The sequence below is a fragment of the Streptomyces sp. BYX5S genome (genome assembly GCF_054724165.1).
In genome coordinates, this window is record NZ_CM138829.1 from 333,982 (window position 1) to 353,232 (window position 19,251).

Consider the following 19,251-nt stretch of genomic DNA (forward strand, 5'->3'; position numbering starts at 1 on the left):
CGTGGCGTCCCGTCATTTGGCGTCCGCGTAGCACTTCACCACGGCCACCGTGAACGGGAAGCGGACCGGGGTGTCGCCGAAGGTGAGGCGGGCGGCCAGGTCGGATGCTTCGCGGATCGCCGCCGTGACCTGGTCTGTTTCCTCCTTGGGGCAGTGCACGATCACCTCGTCGTGCTGGAAGAACACCAGTTCCGCCGCCATGCCGGTCAGGGCGCGGCGCAGTGCCGCGAGGACGAGGAGGGTCCAGTCGGCGGCGCTGCCCTGGACGACGAAGTTGCGGGTGAAGCGGCCGCGGGCGCGGGAGTTCGACGAGGCGTAGCCGTAGGTCGAGCCGGGGGTCTCCGAGGGGGTGTCCGGGTCCTCCTGGGGGATGCCCGCTTCCTCGGGGTCCGTGGCGCCCGCCGCCGGTGGGCAGGTGCGGCCCAGCCAGGTGCGGACCAGGCGGCCCTCCTCGCCCGCGCGTGCCGCCTCGTCGACGTACGCCACCGCCTGCGGGAAGCGGCGGCGCAGCAGGGCGAGGTTCTTGAGGCCGTCGCCGGACGTCTGGCCGTATATCGCGCCGAGCACCGCCAGTTTGGCCTGGCCGCGGTCGCCGGCGAACGCCCGGTCGGAGACCGCCTGGTAGAGGTCGGCGTCCTGGCCCGACACCTCCATGAACGCGGGATCGCGGGAGATCGCGGCGAGCACCCGCGGTTCCATCTGGTCGGCGTCGGCGACGACGAGGCGCCAGCCCGGGTCGGCCACGACCGCGCGGCGGATGACCTTGGGGATCTGGAGGGCGCCGCCGCCGTTCGTCGTCCAGCGGCCCGACACCGTGCCGCCCGGCAGGTACTCGGGTCTGAAGCGGCCGTCCCTGACCCAGTCCTGGAGCCAGGACCAGCCGTGCGCCGTGTAGATCCGGTACAGCTTCTTGTACTCGATCAGGGGCGGTACGGCCGGGTGATCGATGCCCTCCAGCTCCCAGCGGCGGGTCGAGGTCAGTTTGATGCCGGCCTGGGCGAAGGCCTTGATCACGTCCGCGGGGAGGTCGGGGCGCACCGGTCTGCCGAACGCCGCGGACACCTCGTCCGCCAGTTCGGCCAGGCGGCGGGGCTCGCCTCCGCCGCCGTAGCGTTCGCCGAGCAGTTCGCCGAGGACCGCGCGGTGCACGTCCGCCCGCCACGGCAGGCCCGCCGCGTGCATCTCGGCGGCCACCAGCATGCCCGCCGACTCCGACGCGGTGAGCAGTCGCATCCGGCCCGGGTGGGCGGTGGCGTCGTGGCGGCGCTGCTGTTCCGCGTACACGGCGACGAGGTCGGTGAGTGATACGTCGACGGGTGGGCGGGGTTCGAAGAGGGAGGACTGGGAGCCGGGGGCGGCGACGCGGGGTGGGGGGTCGGGTGGGACGGGTGTGCCCCTGAGGCGGGCGAGGGCCGCGGCGGCGGAGCGGGGGTCGCCGTGGTGGCCCTCGTGGGCGAGGAGGAGGTTTTCGGCGGCCTCGATGTCGTAGCAGCGGTCCACGGGGACGCCGGCGGCGAGGAGGTGGGGGTAGACGGGGTGGGTGGCGCGCCAGATCCAGCGGGTGGTGTTCGGGCGGGAGCGGATGGCTTCCGCGAGGTTTGGTTCGTGGGTGGGTGGGGCGGTGGGCAGGGCGTCTGGGCCCAGCGGCATGAGCTCCGCGCCGCCGTGGTCGGTGGGGGTCAGGGCCCATCGCTCGGTCACGTTGCCGAGTGTCACACCCGGCACTGACAACGTGTGTCCTGCGACGCCGTTGCGGCCTCGGGGCTCCGCCCCGGACCCCGCTCCTCAAGCGCCGGAGGGGCTGAGAGGGTCCGGGCTCCGTTGATCGAGCGCCGCGCGGGCTCAAAAGGATCGGGGCTCCGCCCCGGACCCCGCTCCTCAAGCGCCGGAGGGGCTGGAAAGGGCGTCGCGGTGGGTCAGCTGTCGCCGCCCTCGTCGATCAGGCGGCGGACCTCTCGGTCGATCAGGCCGAGGCGGGCCTCCGCGACCAGGGGGACCGCTCGGCGTTGGCGGCGGGCCTCGTGGATGTCGATGTCGACCGTGACGAGGGACGGTTCCCATTGGGGCGCCTGCGCCACCACCGTGCCGCGGGGGTCGACGACGCGGGAGCCGCCCCAGAAGGAGGCGCCGTTCTCGTTGCCGACGCGGTTCACGAAGACGACCCAGCACTGGAGCATCTTCGCCGTGTACGACAGCAGGGTGTCCCAGTAGAGGGTCGTGTCCATGGCCTCGGGGTCGAGGGTCGCCGCGCTGTTCGCGGGGACGAACAACACCTCCGCGCCGTCCTGCACCGTGAGCCACGGCAGCACCGGCTGCCACGCGTCGTTGCAGACCAGCGTCGCGGCCCGGCCCCGGTCGCGCGGCAGGTCGTACGCGCGGGCGTGCTGGCCGGGGCTGACGTGCTTGCGCTCCTCCCAGGCCAGGTAGTTCGGGAGGTACAGCTTGCGGTGGGCGTGCAGCAGGGCGCCGCCCGCGTAGTACGCGGACGTGTTGTACGCGCGCAGGCTGGTGTGTTCGTGCAGGCCCACCATGACGTCCGGGCCGTCGGAGGTCGTGAGGCCGAGCAGGCGGGGGTCGTTCGTGGCGATCGACGTGTCCGACTTCAGGCCGCCGAGGTGGTAGCCGTGCAGGCTCAGTTCGGGGAAGACGACGAGGTCCGCTCCCTGGGCCCTGGCCTGCGCGATCTGTTCGCGGGCCGTGTCCAGGTTGGCGTCCACGTCGCCGAGTTCGCAGTCGGTCTGCGCCAGTGCCACTCTCATGTCCGCAACCATACGGGCGGGCAAGATCGTCGTCGTACACGTACACACGTACACCTACCTGTACGGGTCGAAGAGACCGTTGCTCGCGCAGAAGGGAACACCTCTCACCGTGTCCACCACTCGCCGCGCCCTGCTCACCACCGCGACCGCCGTCGGTGTCACCGCCCTGACCGCCGCCGGCTCCGCCCCCGCCTTCGCGGGTTCCGGAACCGCCACCGCCCCCGGGCGTTTCACCGCCCTGGAGCGCCGGCACGGCGCCCGGCTGGGCGTGTTCGCGCACGACGTCGCCACCGGCCGCACCGTCCGGCACCGGGCCGACGAACGCTTCCCGATGTGTTCGACGTTCAAGACGCTCGCCGCCGCCGCCGTGCTCCGCGACCTCGACGAGGACGGGGAGTACCTGGCCCGCCGCGTCCGCTACACGCAGGCCGACATCGACCGTGCGGGCGGCGCGCCCGTCACCGGGAAGCCGGAGAACCTCGCGCACGGCATGACCGTCGGCGAACTGTGCGGCGCCGCGATCTCGTACAGCGACAACACCGCGGCCAACCTCCTCATGGAGCGCCTCGGCGGCCCCACCGCCATCACCCGTTTCGCCCGCTCGACCGGGGACCGCGTCACCCGGCTCGACCGCTGGGAGCCCGAGCTGAACTCGGCCGAGCCGGACCGCGTCACCGACACCTCCACGCCGCGCGCGCTCGGCTCCACGTACGCCCGGCTGGTCCTCGGCGACGCCCTCGACCCCGCCGACCGCGACCGGTTGACGAAGTGGCTGCTCGCCAACACCACCAGCGGCGAACGGTTCCGCGCCGCGCTGCCCGCCGACTGGCTGCTCGGCGACAAGACCGGCACGGGTTCGCACGGCACCGCCAACGACGTGGGCATCGCCTGGACGCCTGACGGGTCGCCGGTGATCCTCTCCGTCCTGTCGACGAAGCCGGACGCGGACGCGGAGGGCGACAGCGTGCTGGTGCGCCGGGCGGCGGAGCTGATCGTGGAGGCGTTCGCCGGCTGAAGTGCCGCGCGGGTTCGGCGCGGGAGCCGCGCGGTCCGGGCGGCGCTCCGTGGGGCTGAGATCATGGTCGTATGAGCGGTACGAGTGGTCACAGCACGGTCGAGCGGGCCTTCGAGGTCGCGCTGCACGACGGCGGCGACCTCGACACGGGCGCCTCGTTGCTCGCCGCCGACCCGGCGTCCGACGCCGAACTCGGCTTGCGGGGGCGGGAGTTCGTGCGCCGGGCCTGGGAGCGCGGGTGGCAGCCGGCCGACGTGCTGCGGATGGTCGCCCGGGACGACGGTCTGGACGCCGCCCACGAACGGCTCGCCGCGCGGCTCGTCCGCGCCGAGACCGAGCGGTACGAGGTGCTGCCGCCGCGCTGGGCCGCCCAGCTCGCCGAACTCGGTGAGCTGGTGGCGGAGGAGCCCGCGCGCACCGACCGGTTCTCGGCCGCCACCGCCACCTTGGAGCTGTACCGGTTGCTGGCGCGGCTGCCCGCGATCGAGGCGGTCGGGCCGGTGCCGGGGGAGTCGGTCACCGTCCCCGTGGCGGGGGAGCCGCGGGCGCTGGCGAGGATCCGGGCGCTGCTCGCCAAGGCGGAGCGGACCGGGTATCCGCCCGAGGCGGAGGCGCTGTCGGCGAAGGCGCAGGAGCTGATGGCGCGGCACTCGGTCGACGAGGCGCTGCTCGCTTCCCGTACGCACGCGAAGGACGCGCCCGCCGCCTGCCGGATCGGCGTCGACGCCCCCTACGAGACGGCGAAGGCGGTCCTCCTCGACGCGGTGGCCACGGCGAACCGCTGCCGCGCGGTGTGGAACTCGGCGTTCGGGTTCTCGACGGTCGTCGGCTTCGAGCCGGACCTGGAGGTCGTCGAGGTGCTCCATACGTCGCTGCTGGTGCAGGCCACCGCCGCGATGACGCGCGCCGAGGCCGAGCAGCGGGCCGGTGGCCGCAAGCGTACGAAGACGTTCCGGCAGTCCTTCCTCGCCGCGTACGCCCATCGGATCGGAGACCGCCTCGCGGCCGTCGCCGAGCGGGTCACGGGCGAGGCGGGCGACGCGCTGCCGGTGCTCGCGGCGCGCGACGTCGCGGTCGCGGGGCGGGCCGAGGAGATGTTCCCGAAGACGGTGTCGACGCGGATGAGGGGCGTCACCGACGGGGCGGGCTGGGCGGAGGGCGCGGCGGCGGCGCAGCGGGCGCGGCTGGAGGGGTGAGGTGGGCGCCTGGCGCGCCGAGTTCGACGCGCGTTTCCGCGGTCTGCTGGAGCTGGTGCCGCGCGAAGGGGCGTAACGAGGGCCGTACTGTGCGGCTTATGCCCGTATTCTGGCGAAATGAGCTGGTTCCGGGCGCTGAAGGTGACCACGCGCTCGGGCCTGACGGTCGAGCGCAAACGGCTCGAACCGTTGATCGCTCTGCGGGGCGCCGCCGGGCTCGCGATCGTGATCGCGGTCAGCCTCGCGCTGTTCGGTCCGGCGGTGGCGGCGGGGTCGGCGTTCGGCGCGTTCCAGGCGGCGATCGCGACGTTCCAGCGCAGTTGGCGGCCGCGTCCCGAACTCGCCCTCGCCTCCGGCGCGAGCCTCGGCGTCTCGACGTTCCTCGGCTACCTCACCGGCTCCCACCTGTTCCTCTTCCTGCCGCTGCTCGCGCTGTGGACGTACCTCGCCGGGCTCGCGTGGGCGGCGGGGCCGACGATCGGCATCATGGCGTCCTCGAACGTCGCGATGATGCTGGTGACGATCACGCTGCCGACGTCGGTGGCGGAGGCCGCGGGGCACGCGGCGATGATGGCGTTCGGCGGGCTGGTCCAGGCGACGCTGGTGATCCTCTTTCCCGTACGCAGATGGGGAGCGCACCGGGACGCGCTCGCGGACGCGCTGGCGGCGGAGGCGGACTACGCGCGGCGGCTTCGGCACGATCCGGTGGCGGCGTTCGATCCGGAGCCGTTGATGCTGGCGCGCAGTGCGGCGGCGCTCACGCCTCGGCAGGCGCGGACGCGGCCGGCCCAGTTGCACGGGGCGCGGGGGCTCGCGGAGCGGATCCGGCCGGTGCTGGCGTCGCTCGCGGATCCGGCGGTGGGGGTGCCGGAGGAGGGGGTGGAGCGGGATCGGGTACGGGAGTTGCTGGCCGCGGCGGGGGCGATTCTCGATGCGGCGGCGAGGGCGATTCGGCATGGGTCGCCGGTGAAGGTGCCGCCGGGGGCGATTGCGATGTTCCGGTCGCCGGATACGGGGGAGATTTTGGCGGGGCCGTCGAAGCGGGCGGCGGCGCGGCTCGGGTCGTTGTTGCGGGACGTCCTGGAGACGGCGGGCGGGGTCCGCCCCACCGATCCCCCTGCGCCCCGAGGCTCCGCCCCGGCAGCCGCTCCTACGCCACGGGGCTCCGCCCCGGACCCCGCTCCTCAATCGCCGGAGGGGCTTGAAAAACCGGAACCGTCGGCACCGTCGGAGGGGCTTGATAAGCCGGGACCGTCGAAGCCGATTGAAAGGCCGGCATCGTCGGAGGGGGTTGATGAGTCGGAATCGGCTGGGCCCGGGGGCGTGGGGGTGGCCGGAGGGGGGTTGCGGAGGCCCAGTGTGTTTCATCTGTTGCCTGTTGCCGTGCGGGCGATGCGGAGGGAGGCGCGGCCGGGGTCGCCGGTGTTGCGGCATGCGAATCGGGTGGCGGCGGTGGCGGTGGCCGGGTATCTGATCGGGGGCGCGTTGCCGTTCGGGCACGGGTACTGGGCGCCGATGTCGGCCGTGATGGTCATGCGCCCCGACTTCTCGCAGACGTACTCGCGCGCGGTCGCCCGGTTCGGCGGGACGCTGGTCGGGGTCATCGTGGCGACCGCGATCCTCCAGCTCGCGCACCCCGACACGTACCTCTCGGCCGTCCTCGCCGTGGTCTGCGCGGGACTGATGTACCTGCTGATGCGCACGGGGCAGCTCGCCGCGCAGGGCTGCGTCGCCATGTACGTCGTCTTCCTGCTCGGCATGGGCGGCCAGGAGTGGAGCCAGACCGTCCCCGAACGGGTCGTGCTCACGCTCGCCGGCGGCATCCTCGCCACCCTGTCGTACGCCCTGTACCCGGCCTGGGAGACGCCGCGCCTGCGCACCCGCCTCGCCGACTGGCTCGCCGCGCTCGGCGAGTACGCCGCCGCGGTCGTCGGCCACTACGCGAGCCCCGCGGGCAAGAGCTGCCCGGACGTGCGCGAGGCCCTGCTGAAGGCCCGTGACGCGCACATCGCCTGGGAGCAGGCCGCGGCCCGCGCCAAGACCGAACCCGTACGCCACCGCGGCCTGTCGAACGCCGCCGCCGACGACGCCGCGCACGCCCTGCACCACATCGGCCGCGTCGTGATGCTGATGGAGGCGCACCTGCCGGAGCGCGGTACGACCCCCGTGCCCGCCGCGGACGCGCTCGCCGACGCGCTGCGCGCTGCGACCCGCGACGGCGCACGCGCGATCCGCGAGCGCCGGATCCCGCGCTGGGAGCCGGTGCGCGAGGCTCTCGACGCGTGGGACGGCGAGGGCGTGCCCGACCGGGTGGTGCGCCGGGGCGCGGGCCTCTTCCTGGAAACGCTGGAGGAACTCTCCGACGCCCTCGACACCGACGCGCCCCCGATGACCCGCGAGTCCACCGACCGGGGCCTCACCGACGACGGGTGATGCCACTCCTCAGGTCGTCGGCAGACCGCTCGGCAGTGCCGTCGGCAGCTCGCCGCCCTTCGTCTTCTTGAAGGTGTCCTGCTCACCCGTCTTCCACGAGACCCGCATCGTGCTGCCGTCGTTGGACTCGACCGAGCCCGCCGTACGGTCCGTGTTCCCGTCCGCGCACTTGAGGGTGAGCGCCGGCTTGTCCGCGCCGGTCAGGGTGCCCGTGCACAGGTGTCCGTCGCCCGTGGTCAGCGCGGCCTGCTTGTCGCCGACGACGAGGACGACGGGCTTGCCGTCCGAGGTCGCGCTCCAGATGCCCTGGGCGTCCTTCACCGAACCGGCCCCGGCCCCGGCCGAGGCCCCGTCGCCGGAAGCCTCCTCGCCGGGCGAGGCCGACGCAGGCGCGCTCGCACTGGCACTCGCGCTCGCCGAACTCCCGCCCGCCGCCGCGTCCTTCTCGTCGCCCCCGCCGTCGTCGCCGCCGCACCCGCCGACCACGAGCACCGCGAGCACCGCGGCCACGGCGCCCACGCCGCCCCGCACGGTCCTGTTGCGCACAACCTCTCCCATCCTCGGTACTCGACCCGTCCCACTCGACGCGTTGTCAGAACGGGAAGCGCGAGCGCTCCCGTTGCACCGATATCCACTTCTGCGCGGTGAACGCCTCCACCGTCGCCTCGCCGTTGAGGCGGCCGATGCCCGACTGCTTCTGCCCGCCGAAGGCGACGAGCGGCTCGTCGTGCACGGTCCCGTCGTTCACGTGGAACATGCCGGTGTCGATCCGCTGCGCGAAGGCCACTCCGCGCTCGATGTCGCCGGTGTGCACGGCGCCGCTCAGCCCGTACGGGGTGTCGTTCGCGATCCGTACCGCCTCCTCGTCCCCGTCGAACGGGATGAGGAGCGCGACCGGACCGAAGATCTCCTGGCGCAGCACCGGGGAGTCGGCGGGCAGCCCGGTGAGGACGACCGGTTCGACCAGGTTCCCGTCCACGCCGCCGCGTACGAGGGCGGTGGCGCCCTCGGCGATCGCGGTGTCGACGACGCCCGCGATCGCGTCCGCCTGCGTGGAGTTGATGACCGGACCGATGACGGTGGCGGGGTCGCGCGGGTCGCCCGTTTTCAGCGAGGCGACCTTCGCCACGAACTTCGCCGTGAACTCCTTCTCCACCGTGCGGTCCACGAGGATCCGGTTCGCGGCCATGCAGACCTGGCCCTGATGGACGTACCGGCTGAAGACCGCGGCGTCCACCGCGTAGTCGATGTCGGCGTCGTCGAGGACGGTCAGCGCGCTGTTGCCGCCGAGTTCGAGGATCGACTGCTTGAACTGCGCGGCGCAGACCGTCGCGACGTGCCGGCCGACCTTGTCGGAGCCGGTGAAGGAGATCACCTTGGGCACGGGGTGGGTCAGGAACGCGTCGCCGATCTCGGCGATGTCGGTGATGACGAGGTTGAGCAGTCCGGCCGGAAGGCCCGCGTCCTCGAAGAGCTTGGCGACCAGCGAGCCACCGGTGATCGGGGTGTTCTGGTGCGGCTTGAGGACCACGCCGTTGCCCAGCGCGAGCGCGGGCGCCACGGACTTCAGCGACAGCAGGAACGGGAAGTTGAACGGCGAGATGACGCCGACGACGCCGACCGGCACCCGGTACAGCCGGTTCTCCTTGCCGTCCACGGGGGAGGGGATCACGGTGCACTGCGGGCGCAGCGTCAGCTGGATCGACTCGCGCAGGAACTCCTTGGCGAGGTGCAGCTCGAAGCCGGCCTTGACCCGCGTACCGCCGAGCTCGTCGATGATCGCTTCGGCGATCTCCTCCTCGCGCTCTTCCAGGAGGCGCAGGGTGCGCTCGAAGACGGCGCGGCGCGCGTACGGGTTGGTCCGCGCCCAGTCCTTCTGGACCCGCTCGGACGCGCGGTAGGCCTCGTCTATCTCCTCGACGGAGGCGACGGTTATGGAAGCCAGCTTCTCCCCGTTGTAGGGGTTGAAGTCGATGATGTCCCACGCCCCGCGTCCGGGACGCCAGGAGCCGTCGATGTATTGCCGGTCCAGTTCCGTGAAGTAGGACATGTAATCCCTTGCTGCAGCGCCGGGCACCTGAAGATGTGACGTCATCGTACGGGTGAGTAACGGCAGTTACGGCAAGGGATTTCTCAACTCACAGGCCACTCACGCCAATTCGGACAGCGCGTCACGCAGCAGTCGCACACTGTCCTCGGGCGAAGGACACTGGTTGGAGAGATCCGTCATCGCCTTTTCGTACTGCGTCACGTCCTCGCGCTTGTCCAAATACAGCGCGCTCGTGAGCTGTTCGAGGAAGACGACGTCCGAGAGGTCGGACTCCGGGAAACTGAGAATCGTGAACGTGCCGGACTCGCCGGGGTGCCAGCCGTGGCTGAACGGCATGACCTGAAGCGTCAGATGGGGGAGCTCGGACATCTCGATGAGGTGCTCCAGCTGGCCGCGCATCACCTCGCGCCCGCCCTGCACGCGCCGCACCGCCGCCTCGTCGAGCACGATGTGCACCTCGGGCGCCCGCTCGTCGACCAGCAGCTTCTGCCGCTCGATGCGCAGCGCGACCCGCCGCTCGATGTCCTCGCGCGCGGCGCCCCTCATGCCCTGCTCGACGACCGCGTGCGCGTACCCCTCGGTCTGGAGCAGGCCGTGCACGAACTGCGCCTCGTAGCCGCGGATCTGCGTCGCCGCGCCTTCGAGGCCGAGGTACGTGGGGAACCAGCCGGGCAGCACGTCGCTGTAACTGTGCCACCAGCCCGCGACGTTGGCCTCTTTCGCGAGCGAGAGCAGCGCGGAGCGCTCGGCCTCGTCATCCACCCCGTACAGCGTCAGCAGGTCGGCCACGTCGCGCGTCTTGAAGCTCACCCGTCCCAACTCCATGCGGCTGATCTTCGATTCGGAGGCGCGAATCGAGTAGCCGGCGGCCTCGCGGGTGATCCCGTGCGATTCCCGCAGGCGCCTCAGCTGTGAGCCCAGCAGTATGCGGCGCACCACCGAGCCCCCACCAGAGTTCAGCGCCTGGGGTGACCCCCATGCCTCCCCAGCGGTCACGTCTCTTCATCCTCCCCATTGGTCCACGGCCGAAGTCTGCCATCAAAACGCTCCACCCTGTACTCGTTCGGTTACAGAAACGGAAAGATCACGAACTACCTGCGCAAGAAGTCGTAGGGAGAAATGCGCGAGAAGGGGTACACGTTTGCTCAAGTCGGGCGCGTGCACGTGCATCTGCCCTTGCATCCGCTGTACGCATTCGGAACGATGGCGCCACCACCGCTCGCTGCGTACTGCGAAACTGGGGAGTGCCTCGCATGGGGACGAATGGATCGACCATGCTCGAGCCGTTCGAGTCGTTAAGAAGGGGCCTGCCCCCCGTCGACCCCTCGGCCGTCTCCAGCACCGCGTCCTGCGCCCTGCCCGCCCGCTACGAAGCGGTGCGCTGCGCACGGGAGTTCAGTCGCAGGACACTCGCCGACTGGGAAGCGCTGGAGCGCTTCGACGACATCTGTCTCGTCGTCTCCGAACTGGTCACCAATGCCCTGCGGCACGCGCTGCCCGCGAATGCGCCGCACCGTCAGGATCTGCCGGTGCGGCTGCATTTGATGCACTGGTCTTCGCGCGTAGTGTGCGCGGTCCGCGATCCCAGCGACGACAGTCCGGTCGCCCAGGAGGTCGACATCGACGCCGATCAGTCGGCGGAGTCGGGGCGCGGCCTGTTCCTCGTCGACTCCTTCGCCGACAGCTGGGGCTGGCATCCGCTGGCCGGGGCGCCGAGCGGCAAGGTCGTCTGGGCGCTGTTCCGGCTGTGACGCCGGACGGTCGGTGACGCCGGACGGTCGGTGACGCCGGATCAGGCGCCGGCCACCAGATGGTCGAACTCCCCGTCCTTCACGCCGAGAAGCATCGCTTCTATCTCCGCCGGCGTATAGACGAGCGCGGGCCCCTCGGGGAAGTTCGAGTTGCGCACGGCGACCCTTCCGCCGGGCAACTTCGCGAACTCCACGCAGGAGCCCTGCGAGTTGCTGTGCCTGCTCTTCTGCCAGACCACTCCGTGCAACTCCGTGGCCGCCATGCCGTTGTACACGTGGTGCACGGTTCGCTCCCCGGTGGTGCTGTCAGTGCTGTAACAGTGAATGTTTCTGTGGTCAATGTGAAAGCGGAGACAGCAGTGATCAACTGCCCCAACTGTCCAGGATCATAGCTGCGTTCATATGCCCATGCATGGGCAGATGCACGTGCACGCGGGGTGCTGTCGCAGTTACAGCGTGGAAAGCGCATGCCCCCATGCCTGCATTACATGCGGGCGTCATTCAGCGTCCACGATCTTTCGAGCCATTGGCTCCCCGGCCCGTCGACCGGATGCGGCCGGGGCGGCGATTCCGTGTGCCCTCGCCCCGGCGTCTACGCTGGATCGCATGTCAGCGATCCGCCTCCTGGTTCTCGGGGCCGTACGTCAGCACGGCCGCGCGCACGGTTATCAGGTGCGCAACGACCTGGAGTACTGGGGCGCCCACGAGTGGTCGAGCGCCAAGCCCGGCTCGATCTACCACGCGCTCAAGCAGATGGCGAAGCAGGGACTGCTCCGCGCCCACGAGATCGCGCCCTCCACGGCCGGCGGCCCCCCGCGCACCGAGTACGAGCTCACGGACCGGGGGCAGGAGGAGTACCTCGGCCTGGTCCGTGCGTCGCTGACCGCGTACGACCAGCGGCCCGACATCCTCGCCGCGGGGCTCGGCTTCATGGTCGACCTGCCGCGCGAGGAGGTCGTGGCGCTGCTCAAGGAGCGGGTGCGCGGCATGGAGGAGTGGCGGCGCTCCGTCACGGAGTACTACACGCCCGAGGAGGGGCCCGAGCAGCTGGGCCACATCGGCGAGATCATGAACCACTGGGTCTGCTCGGCCGACACCGGCGCGGCGTGGACCCGGGGCCTGATCGACCGGATCGAGGGCGGCGCGTACACCTTCGCCGGTGAGGGCGAGCCCTTCGTGGGCGTGCTCGCGGAGGGTCAGGAGAACCCGTTCGCGGCGGGGGAGCGGCCCGCGGCGGACGACCGCTAATCAAGTTTGACGAATGGCGTCGCCGGGTTTATCTTCGACCACCTAGTCAAGTTTGACTAGGTGGAGTGTGCAGCGAAGGGAGCCGGATGACGGACGCGATCGTCGCCGAGGCGGTACGCAAGCGGTACGGCGCAAAGGCGGCACTCGACGGCCTCGACCTGGTGGTCGGCCGGGGCACCGTGCACGGCGTGCTCGGGCCGAACGGGGCGGGCAAGACCACCGCGGTACGCGTCATGGCGACGCTGCTGCGGCCCGACGAGGGGCGCGTCGAGGTGGCGGGCCACGACGTGCGGCGCGCGCCGCACGAGGTGCGCCGTCGCATCGGGCTCCTCGGCCAGCACGCGGCGCTGGACGAGGAGCTGAGCGGACGCCAGAACCTGGAGATGTTCGGCCGCCTCCACCACCTCGGCGCGCGCCGCGCGGGCGTCCGGGCCGACGAGATGCTGGCCCGCTTCGGCCTCGCGGACACCGGCCGCAAGGCGGTCAAGGCGTACAGCGGCGGTATGCGGCGCCGCCTGGACCTGGCGGCGTCGCTCCTCACGGAGCCGGAGGTCCTCTTCCTCGACGAGCCGACGACGGGCCTCGACCCGCGCGGCCGGGCCGAGGTCTGGGGCGCGGTGCGCTCGCTGGTCGGCGGCGGTACGACGGTGCTGCTGACCACGCAGTACCTGGAGGAGGCGGACCAACTGGCCGACCGCGTCTCGGTGGTGGACCGGGGGCGGGTCGTGGCGGACGGCACCCCGGACGAGCTGAAGGCCAAGCTCGGCGGCGACCGGATCGACGTGGTGGTGCGGGACGCGGCGCACCTTCCGCTGGTGGCGTCGATGGTTCCGTCGGGCGCCACGGTCGACGCCGACCGCCGCCTGGTGAGCGCTCCGGTCCGGGACCGGATGACCGCGCTCACCGATGTCGTACGCGCCCTTCAGGAGGCCGGGGTCGAGGCGGAGGACGTGGCGCTGCGCCGCCCCACGCTCGACGAGGTCTTCCTGCACCTGACGGAGGTCCCCGCATGAGTACGCCGATGAGTGCGCCGACGGGTACGTCGCTGAGCTGGGCGGTCGCCGACTCCTGGACGATGACCCGGCGCGAACTGGCCCACTGGGTGCGGCAGCCCGTGCAGGTCGTGGTGGGCCTGGTGTTCCCCGTGATGCTGCTGGTGATGTTCGGCTACCTCGTCGGGGGCGGCAAGGGCGTCGAGGGGGAGTACGTCGACTTCCTGGTCCCCGGCATGCTGGCGCTGACGATGGCGTTCGGCCTGGAGGCGACGATGCTCGCCGTCACGCAGGACCTCAACAAGGGGGTGGTGGACCGGTTCCGGTCCATGCCGATGGCCAACGGGGCGGTGCTGGTGGGCCGTTCGGTGGCGGACATGCTCCAGTCGCTGGCGTCGGTCGTGGTGATGGCCGGGGTCGGGCTGGCGCTGGGGTGGCGGGCGCACGGGTCGCTCGGCGCGGTGGTGGGGGCGTTCGGCCTGCTGCTCCTGTTGCGGTTCGCGATGCTGTGGATCGGTATCTGGCTGGCGATGGTGGCGGGGCGGCCGGAGATGGTGCAGGCGGTGCAGATTCTGGTGTGGCCGGTGGGCTTCCTCTCCAACGCGTTCGCCGTGCCGGCGGCCATGCCGGGGTGGCTGGGGGCGGTGGTCGAGTGGAACCCGATGTCCGCGACGGCGTCCTCGGTGCGGTATCTGTTCGGCAATCCGGGTGGGGCGGACGAGGTGTGGCTGGCGGTGGTGTGGCCGGTGGGGTTGGTGGCGATCTTCTTCCCCCTGGCGGTCCGACGCTTCACGTCCCTGAGCCACTGATCCGTCCCGGGGTCCTGCCGCTCGAACGCCGCGGCGCCCCAAAGACCGGGGCTCCGCCCCGCACCCCGCTGCTCAATCGCCGCAGGGGCTCGAAAGTGCTCACCCGCCGCCGACAGGGGGGCGGGTGACGGTTGGTCTTTGGAGCCCCTCCGGCGATTGAGGAGCGGGGGCCGGGGCGGAGCCCCGGGGCGTGGGAGCGGGGTGGGTCAGGTGACGGGGGTGCCGGACTCCGTCAGCTGCATCTGCGGGCGCCCCGTCACCACCAACCACGCCGGCAACGACGCCACACACATCAGCGCGATGATCGCCGGCGACGCCACCAGCACCGCCGCGGTGAACAGCGACACCCACCCCTGCCGCGTCACCGCCAGCAGTACGCCCAGTACCCCCGCCGCGATCCCCACCGACGGATCCACCCCCGGCACCACCGCATGCGCGAACAGCCCGAACGCCGCCCCCACGAACACCGCCGGGAAGATCCGCCCGCCCCGGAACCCGCACGTCGCCGCGACCAGCAGCGCCGCCAGCTTGACCACGGTCATCAGCGCGAACTCCCCGGCCGACCACCCGTCCGGCGACCCCGCGATCTCCTTGACCTCCGCGAGCCCCTTGAACAACGTCAGTTCACCACCGAGCGCCCCCAGCAGACCGAGCACGAGCCCGCCCACCGGCAGCATCAGCATCGGATGCCGCAACCGGCCGAAGGCCCGATGCGCGTACGGGAACGCGTACACGGCCGTCATCGCGAACGCCGCCGCCAGGCACGCCACCACGATCGCCGCCAGCACGTCCGCCCACCCCGGCTCGCTCAACGGCGGCAGCCCCAGGTCGAAGGAGGGCGAGGCGAGCAGCGCCGTGGTCATGGACCCCGCGGCCGCCGCCAGCAGGGGCCCGAACATGTTGTCCCACAGCGACCCCTTCAGCGGCATCGGCCGCCCGGCGAGCCCCTCGGAGACGAGCAGCGCCGCCGCGATCGGCGTACCGAACAAAGCGCCCACGGTCGCCGCCGTGGCGAGGTTCACCCACATCGCGGCCGGCGACTTCGGCACCAGCTTCTTGCCGAGCCAGAACGCGAGTCCCACGTTCACCGCGATGATCGGGTTCTCCGGGCCGAGGCTCGGCCCGCCCGCCAGCATCAGCAGCGCGGCGAGCGCCAGCCCCGGCAGTACGTACGGCGGCAGCGGCTCCTCGCCGCCGAGCCCCATCGTCGCCGGGTCGGGGCCCGCGTGACCGGGCGCCTTCCACACCACGAGCCCGACGAGGACACCCGTGAGCGTGAGCATCACGATGATCCACAGCGACGAGTAGCCGCCGATGCCGAGCGCGTCCGGCAGGTCCTCCCACACCAGATGGGACAGTTCCTCGGCGACCCAGTCGAGCGCGAGGAACAGCACACTGCACGCGACGCCCACCACGAGCGCGGGCAGCACCATCGGCAGCAGGGTGCGCGCGGAGACGGCGGGCGCGGACGACGGAGGCGGCGGGGGCGGCGGTTCGATCTCGGTGTGCGTGCTCACGACGTCACCATAAGCGGACAAATGCGCCACAACACCCGGAAAATCGCCGAGCGAAGCGGCTTGCACCTCACGTCACGTGAGGCCCCAAGCTGGATCGCGTACGAGGAAGGAGGCGCGGCGGATGAGCTACTCCGTGGGCCAGGTCGCCCGGTTCGCCGGGGTCACGGTGCGCACCCTGCACCACTACGACGAGATCGGCCTGCTCGCACCGGGCGAGCGCAGCGCGGCGGGGCACCGCCGGTACGGGGAGGACGACCTCGACCGGCTCCAACGGATCCTCTTCTACCGGGAACTCGGCTTCCCGCTCGACGAGATCCAGGCCCTGCTGGACGACCCGGACTCCGATCCGCGCGCCCACCTGCGGCGCCAGCACGAGCTGCTGACCGCACGCATCGAGAAGCTGACGAAGATGGCCGAGGCCGTCGAACACGCCATGGAGGCACAGAAGATGGGTATCCAGCTCACCCCGGAAGAGCGCTTCGAGGTCTTCGGGGACAAGGATCCCGAGGAGTACTCCGAGGAGACCGAGCGCCGCTGGGGCGGCACGGCGGCGTACGCCGAGTCCCAGCGCCGGGCCGCTCGCTACTCCAAGGAGGACTGGCTGCGCATGAAGGCCGAGAACGACGACTGGCTCGCGCGCTATGTGTCCCTCGTCACGGCCGGCGAACCGGCGGACGGCGAGCGCGCCATGGATCTGGCCGAGGAGCACCGCGCCCAGATCTCCCGCTGGTACTACGACTGCCCGCACGAGATGCACGCCTGCCTCGGCGCCATGTACGTGGCCGACGAGCGCTTCAAGGCGTACTACGACGCCCTGGGGGAGGGCGTCGCCGACCACCTGAGCGCCGCCATCCACGCGAACGCCGCCCGCCACGCCTGACGCGGAACGTCCGAACCACAGGTTTGCCACAGGTGCGGCACAGTGCATCCTGAGAGGGCTACTGGAACCTGGCACGGGAAACCGGCGTTGATAACTTTGCACCGCCATTGCCTTGCCCTGCCTTTGTCTCTCAAGCCCCTCAGGAGTCCGGACCCGTGATGACGCTTGCTCTTGGACCAAGCTGGCTGGACCCGGACTACCTGCTGAACACGTTCGGCATCTGGGGCCTGCTGCTCATCGTGTTCGCCGAGTCCGGACTGCTGATCGGCTTCTTCCTCCCCGGCGACTCGCTGCTGTTCACCACGGGTCTGCTCATCACCTCCAAGCAGCTGGACTTCCCGCTGTGGGGGGCGATCGGCCTTATCTGCCTCGCCGCGATCCTGGGTGACCAGGCGGGCTACATGTTCGGCAAGAAGGTCGGCCCGTCCCTCTTCAAGCGCCCCGACTCCCGCCTGTTCAAGCAGGAGAACGTCACCAAGGCGCACGAGTTCTTCGAGAAGCACGGCCCCAAGTCCCTGGTCCTGGCCCGCTTCGTGCCCATCGTCCGGACGTTCACGCCGATCATCGCGGGCGTCTCGGGCATGCGGTACCGCTCGTTCCTCACGTTCAACGTGATCGGCGGCGTCCTGTGGGGCGCGGGCGTGACGCTGCTCGGCTCCTGGCTCGGCAACATCGAGTTCGTGCACAAGAACATCGAGGCGATCCTGATCCTGATCGTGCTCGTCTCCGTGGTGCCGATCGCGATCGAGTTCCTGCGCGCCCGCGGCAAGTCCAAGAAGGAGGCCGCAGCCTCCGCCCACCCCGGCCAGGCCCCCGCCGCCCCGGCCCAGCGCCGCCGCCACGCGAAGCGCTAGGGCCCAGGGACGCTAGAAGCCCCTCGTGCGCTTGGCCGCGCGTCGTCCCGAGGCGCCGCCCGGCGACTGGAGGAACAGCCGGGAGATCTCGCCGCCGAGGTTCACGCCGATCGCGATGGCGAGGGCCAGCGCCGCCGCCTTGGACAGCGACGCGAGCCCGTTGTTCACGTCGCTGTGCGCGATCGACAGCAGACCGAAGTACGTCGCCGAACCCGGCAGCAGCGGGCCGATCGCGGCCGTGACGTAGGGCAGCGCCGAAGCGAACTGGTAGCGCGAGAAGAGCTGTCCGAACAGGCCGACGAGCCCCGCCGCCGCGGCCGTCGCCGCCACCGGCGAGATCCCGCCCGTGTAGTGCAGCGCCCCGAAGATCGCGCCCGCCACACCGCCGTTGAGCGTCACCGCGATCACCGTCGCCCGCTCCTGCTGGAGCAGCACGGCGAACGCCAGCGACAGAGACATCGACGCCACGATCTGCCACACCGGCTTGGTGACGGCCCCCAGCGCCTGCTCCGGGTCCAGCTGGGCGTCCAGCTGCACGCCCAGGTAGAGCATGATCAGTACGCCGATCACGATGCCCACGAAGAAGTACATGACCTCCAGGAGGCGGGCCGCGGCCGTGATGTAGAAGCCGGTCAGACCGTCCTGGACGCCCGCCACGAGGGCCCGCCCCGGCAGCAGCGCGAACAGCCCACCGGTGATCACCGCGGACGCCTTCACGTCCACGTAGTCGTGCGCGAGGGTCAGCAGGATGCCCATCGCGGCGGGCGGCATCGCGGCCACCGTGAACTGGTAGAACTCCGGGAACCCGCGCCCCGCGCACAGCCACGCGAGCCGGTCGCCGAGCATCGCGCCGAGCGCCGCGACGACGAAGACCAGCAGGTCACCGCCGACCAGGATGGAGGCGGACCCGGCGAGCAGCCCGCTCGCCCCGGTGAGCGCCCAGCCGGGGTAGGGGTGGCGGTTGCGTCGGATCTCCGCGAGGCGCCGGTAGGCGTCCTCCAGGGTGACCTCGGTCTCCTCGTCGCTCAGGTCGTCGACGAGCCGGTACACGGCCGCGAGGCGGGTGTAGTCGGTGCCGCGGCGCCGCACCGTGCGCGAGGCCGTCACCGGGTCGTCCACCAGCGACGGCTGGAAGCTGATGGAGAGCAGAGTGAACGTTACTGTCGGCTCGCAGCGGTCGAGCCCGTAGGACCGGCACACGGCGAACATCGCCGCCTCCACGTCCTCGGCGCCCTCACCACCGGCCAGCAGCAGCTCCCCGATACGCAGCGTCAGGTCGAGCACGCGCGGCACGGCGGGCCCGGAGTCCTCGTCGTGCTTCTGCACGAGCTCGGGCGCCGGCCGCTCGGCGACCGGCAGCCGCAGCATGGTGCGCATCCGGTCCTGCCAGGGCGCCTCCTTGGTCAGCCTGACCATGGGGATGCCCTGCGGCGGGGTGAACGCGGGCGGCGACTGACGGGCGCTGTACGTCCGCGGCGGCGTGAACGCCGAGCCCTCGGTGTCGACCGGCTCGGGTGCCTGCACGTTCAACCCGTCGGGCACCGCGAACTCCGAGGTGGTCGACGACTCGTCGTCGGCCACCGGGGGCGGCGTGATGATCCCGATGGGCTGAGTGAAGGCGCTGCGCGCCTCGTCGGACTGCGGCTTGCGGTCCTCTGCGGCCTCGGTTTCCCGCTCCGTCACCTGTGCTGATCCTCGCCCTTCGCGTACTGCGTATCGACTACCTCACGTACGCCTCAGTATGCGC

Annotated in this window: 17 protein-coding genes; 9 read left to right on the forward strand and 8 right to left on the reverse strand. The window is 71.4% G+C overall.

The window, feature by feature from the left end; genetic code table 11:
- Nucleotides 1-12: 12 nt before the first annotated feature.
- Together ACYBSK_RS01540 and ACYBSK_RS01545 are read right to left on the reverse strand one after the other, a co-directional pair.
- Nucleotides 13-1,701 (reverse strand): bifunctional 3'-5' exonuclease/DNA polymerase, encoded by a 1,689-nt coding sequence (locus ACYBSK_RS01540; protein ID WP_460244918.1) that lies wholly within the window; start codon nt 1,699-1,701, stop codon nt 13-15.
- A gap of 215 nt (nt 1,702-1,916) precedes the next feature.
- Nucleotides 1,917-2,759, reverse strand: coding sequence for a nitrilase-related carbon-nitrogen hydrolase (locus ACYBSK_RS01545; protein ID WP_460244919.1), 843 nt, complete (start codon nt 2,757-2,759; stop codon nt 1,917-1,919).
- On the opposite strand from ACYBSK_RS01545, the gene bla reads away from it, so the two are divergent.
- From bla to ACYBSK_RS01560, 3 genes are all read left to right on the forward strand, one after another.
- Entirely contained in the window at nt 2,758-3,774 is a 1,017-nt protein-coding gene (gene bla / locus ACYBSK_RS01550) for a class A beta-lactamase (RefSeq protein ID WP_460244920.1), read from the forward strand. The two genes, ACYBSK_RS01545 and bla, sit on opposite strands and share 2 nt — an antisense overlap.
- 71 nt (nt 3,775-3,845) lie before the next feature.
- A complete protein-coding gene (locus ACYBSK_RS01555) occupies nt 3,846-4,970 on the forward strand; it encodes a DUF2786 domain-containing protein (RefSeq protein ID WP_460244921.1) in 1,125 nt (374 codons plus the stop codon).
- A gap of 117 nt (nt 4,971-5,087) precedes the next feature.
- Nucleotides 5,088-7,403: an FUSC family protein gene (locus ACYBSK_RS01560; RefSeq protein ID WP_460244922.1), complete on the forward strand. Its 2,316-nt coding sequence runs from the start codon at nt 5,088-5,090 to the stop codon at nt 7,401-7,403.
- 9 nt (nt 7,404-7,412) lie between these two features.
- Here the strand turns inward: ACYBSK_RS01560 and ACYBSK_RS01565 are convergent, their stop codons facing one another.
- From ACYBSK_RS01565 to ACYBSK_RS01575, 3 genes are all read right to left on the reverse strand, one after another.
- Nucleotides 7,413-7,949, reverse strand: a complete 537-nt coding sequence (locus ACYBSK_RS01565) for a hypothetical protein (RefSeq protein ID WP_460244923.1) — start codon at nt 7,947-7,949, stop codon at nt 7,413-7,415.
- Nucleotides 7,950-7,995: 46 nt separating this feature from the next.
- Nucleotides 7,996-9,453 carry an aldehyde dehydrogenase family protein gene (locus ACYBSK_RS01570; RefSeq protein WP_460244924.1) on the reverse strand — a complete coding sequence of 486 codons (1,458 nt, stop codon included), beginning with the start codon at nt 9,451-9,453 and terminating at the stop codon, nt 7,996-7,998.
- Between the two features lie 99 nt (nt 9,454-9,552).
- Nucleotides 9,553-10,449, reverse strand: a complete 897-nt coding sequence (locus ACYBSK_RS01575) for a helix-turn-helix domain-containing protein (RefSeq protein WP_460244925.1) — start codon at nt 10,447-10,449, stop codon at nt 9,553-9,555.
- A 257-nt stretch (nt 10,450-10,706) separates the two neighbouring features.
- Here ACYBSK_RS01575 and ACYBSK_RS01580 point away from each other — a divergent pair, with 257 nt between their 5' ends.
- Complete coding sequence (locus tag ACYBSK_RS01580; protein WP_460244926.1) at nt 10,707-11,204, forward strand: ATP-binding protein; 498 nt, start codon at nt 10,707-10,709, stop codon at nt 11,202-11,204.
- A gap of 41 nt (nt 11,205-11,245) precedes the next feature.
- Here the strand turns inward: ACYBSK_RS01580 and ACYBSK_RS01585 are convergent, their stop codons facing one another.
- Entirely contained in the window at nt 11,246-11,488 is a 243-nt protein-coding gene (locus ACYBSK_RS01585) for a DUF397 domain-containing protein (protein ID WP_306318576.1), read from the reverse strand.
- Nucleotides 11,489-11,810: 322 nt separating this feature from the next.
- Between ACYBSK_RS01585 and ACYBSK_RS01590 the strand changes: the two genes are divergently transcribed.
- From ACYBSK_RS01590 to ACYBSK_RS01600, 3 genes are all read left to right on the forward strand, one after another.
- A complete protein-coding gene (locus ACYBSK_RS01590; RefSeq protein WP_460244927.1) occupies nt 11,811-12,452 on the forward strand; it encodes a PadR family transcriptional regulator in 642 nt (213 codons plus the stop codon).
- Nucleotides 12,453-12,538: 86 nt separating this feature from the next.
- Complete coding sequence (locus ACYBSK_RS01595) at nt 12,539-13,465, forward strand: ATP-binding cassette domain-containing protein (RefSeq protein ID WP_460244928.1); 927 nt, start codon at nt 12,539-12,541, stop codon at nt 13,463-13,465.
- Nucleotides 13,462-14,253 (forward strand): ABC transporter permease, encoded by a 792-nt coding sequence (locus ACYBSK_RS01600; protein ID WP_460244929.1) that lies wholly within the window; start codon nt 13,462-13,464, stop codon nt 14,251-14,253. Before ACYBSK_RS01595 ends, ACYBSK_RS01600 begins: the two co-directional genes overlap by 4 nt.
- A 206-nt stretch (nt 14,254-14,459) precedes the next feature.
- On the opposite strand, the gene ACYBSK_RS01605 is transcribed toward ACYBSK_RS01600, so the two are convergent.
- Complete coding sequence (locus tag ACYBSK_RS01605; protein WP_457475011.1) at nt 14,460-15,770, reverse strand: ion channel protein; 1,311 nt, start codon at nt 15,768-15,770, stop codon at nt 14,460-14,462.
- Between the two features lie 121 nt (nt 15,771-15,891).
- Between ACYBSK_RS01605 and ACYBSK_RS01610 the strand changes: the two genes are divergently transcribed.
- On the forward strand, nt 15,892-16,650 hold the full coding sequence (locus ACYBSK_RS01610) for a MerR family transcriptional regulator (protein WP_460244930.1): 759 nt from the start codon (nt 15,892-15,894) through the stop codon (nt 16,648-16,650).
- Between the two features lie 158 nt (nt 16,651-16,808).
- Nucleotides 16,809-17,504 carry a DedA family protein gene (locus tag ACYBSK_RS01615; RefSeq protein WP_457475013.1) on the forward strand — a complete coding sequence of 232 codons (696 nt, stop codon included), beginning with the start codon at nt 16,809-16,811 and terminating at the stop codon, nt 17,502-17,504.
- A gap of 12 nt (nt 17,505-17,516) precedes the next feature.
- On the opposite strand, the gene ACYBSK_RS01620 is transcribed toward ACYBSK_RS01615, so the two are convergent.
- Nucleotides 17,517-19,187, reverse strand: coding sequence for a threonine/serine exporter family protein (locus tag ACYBSK_RS01620; protein ID WP_457475015.1), 1,671 nt, complete (start codon nt 19,185-19,187; stop codon nt 17,517-17,519).
- Nucleotides 19,188-19,251: the final 64 nt, after the last annotated feature.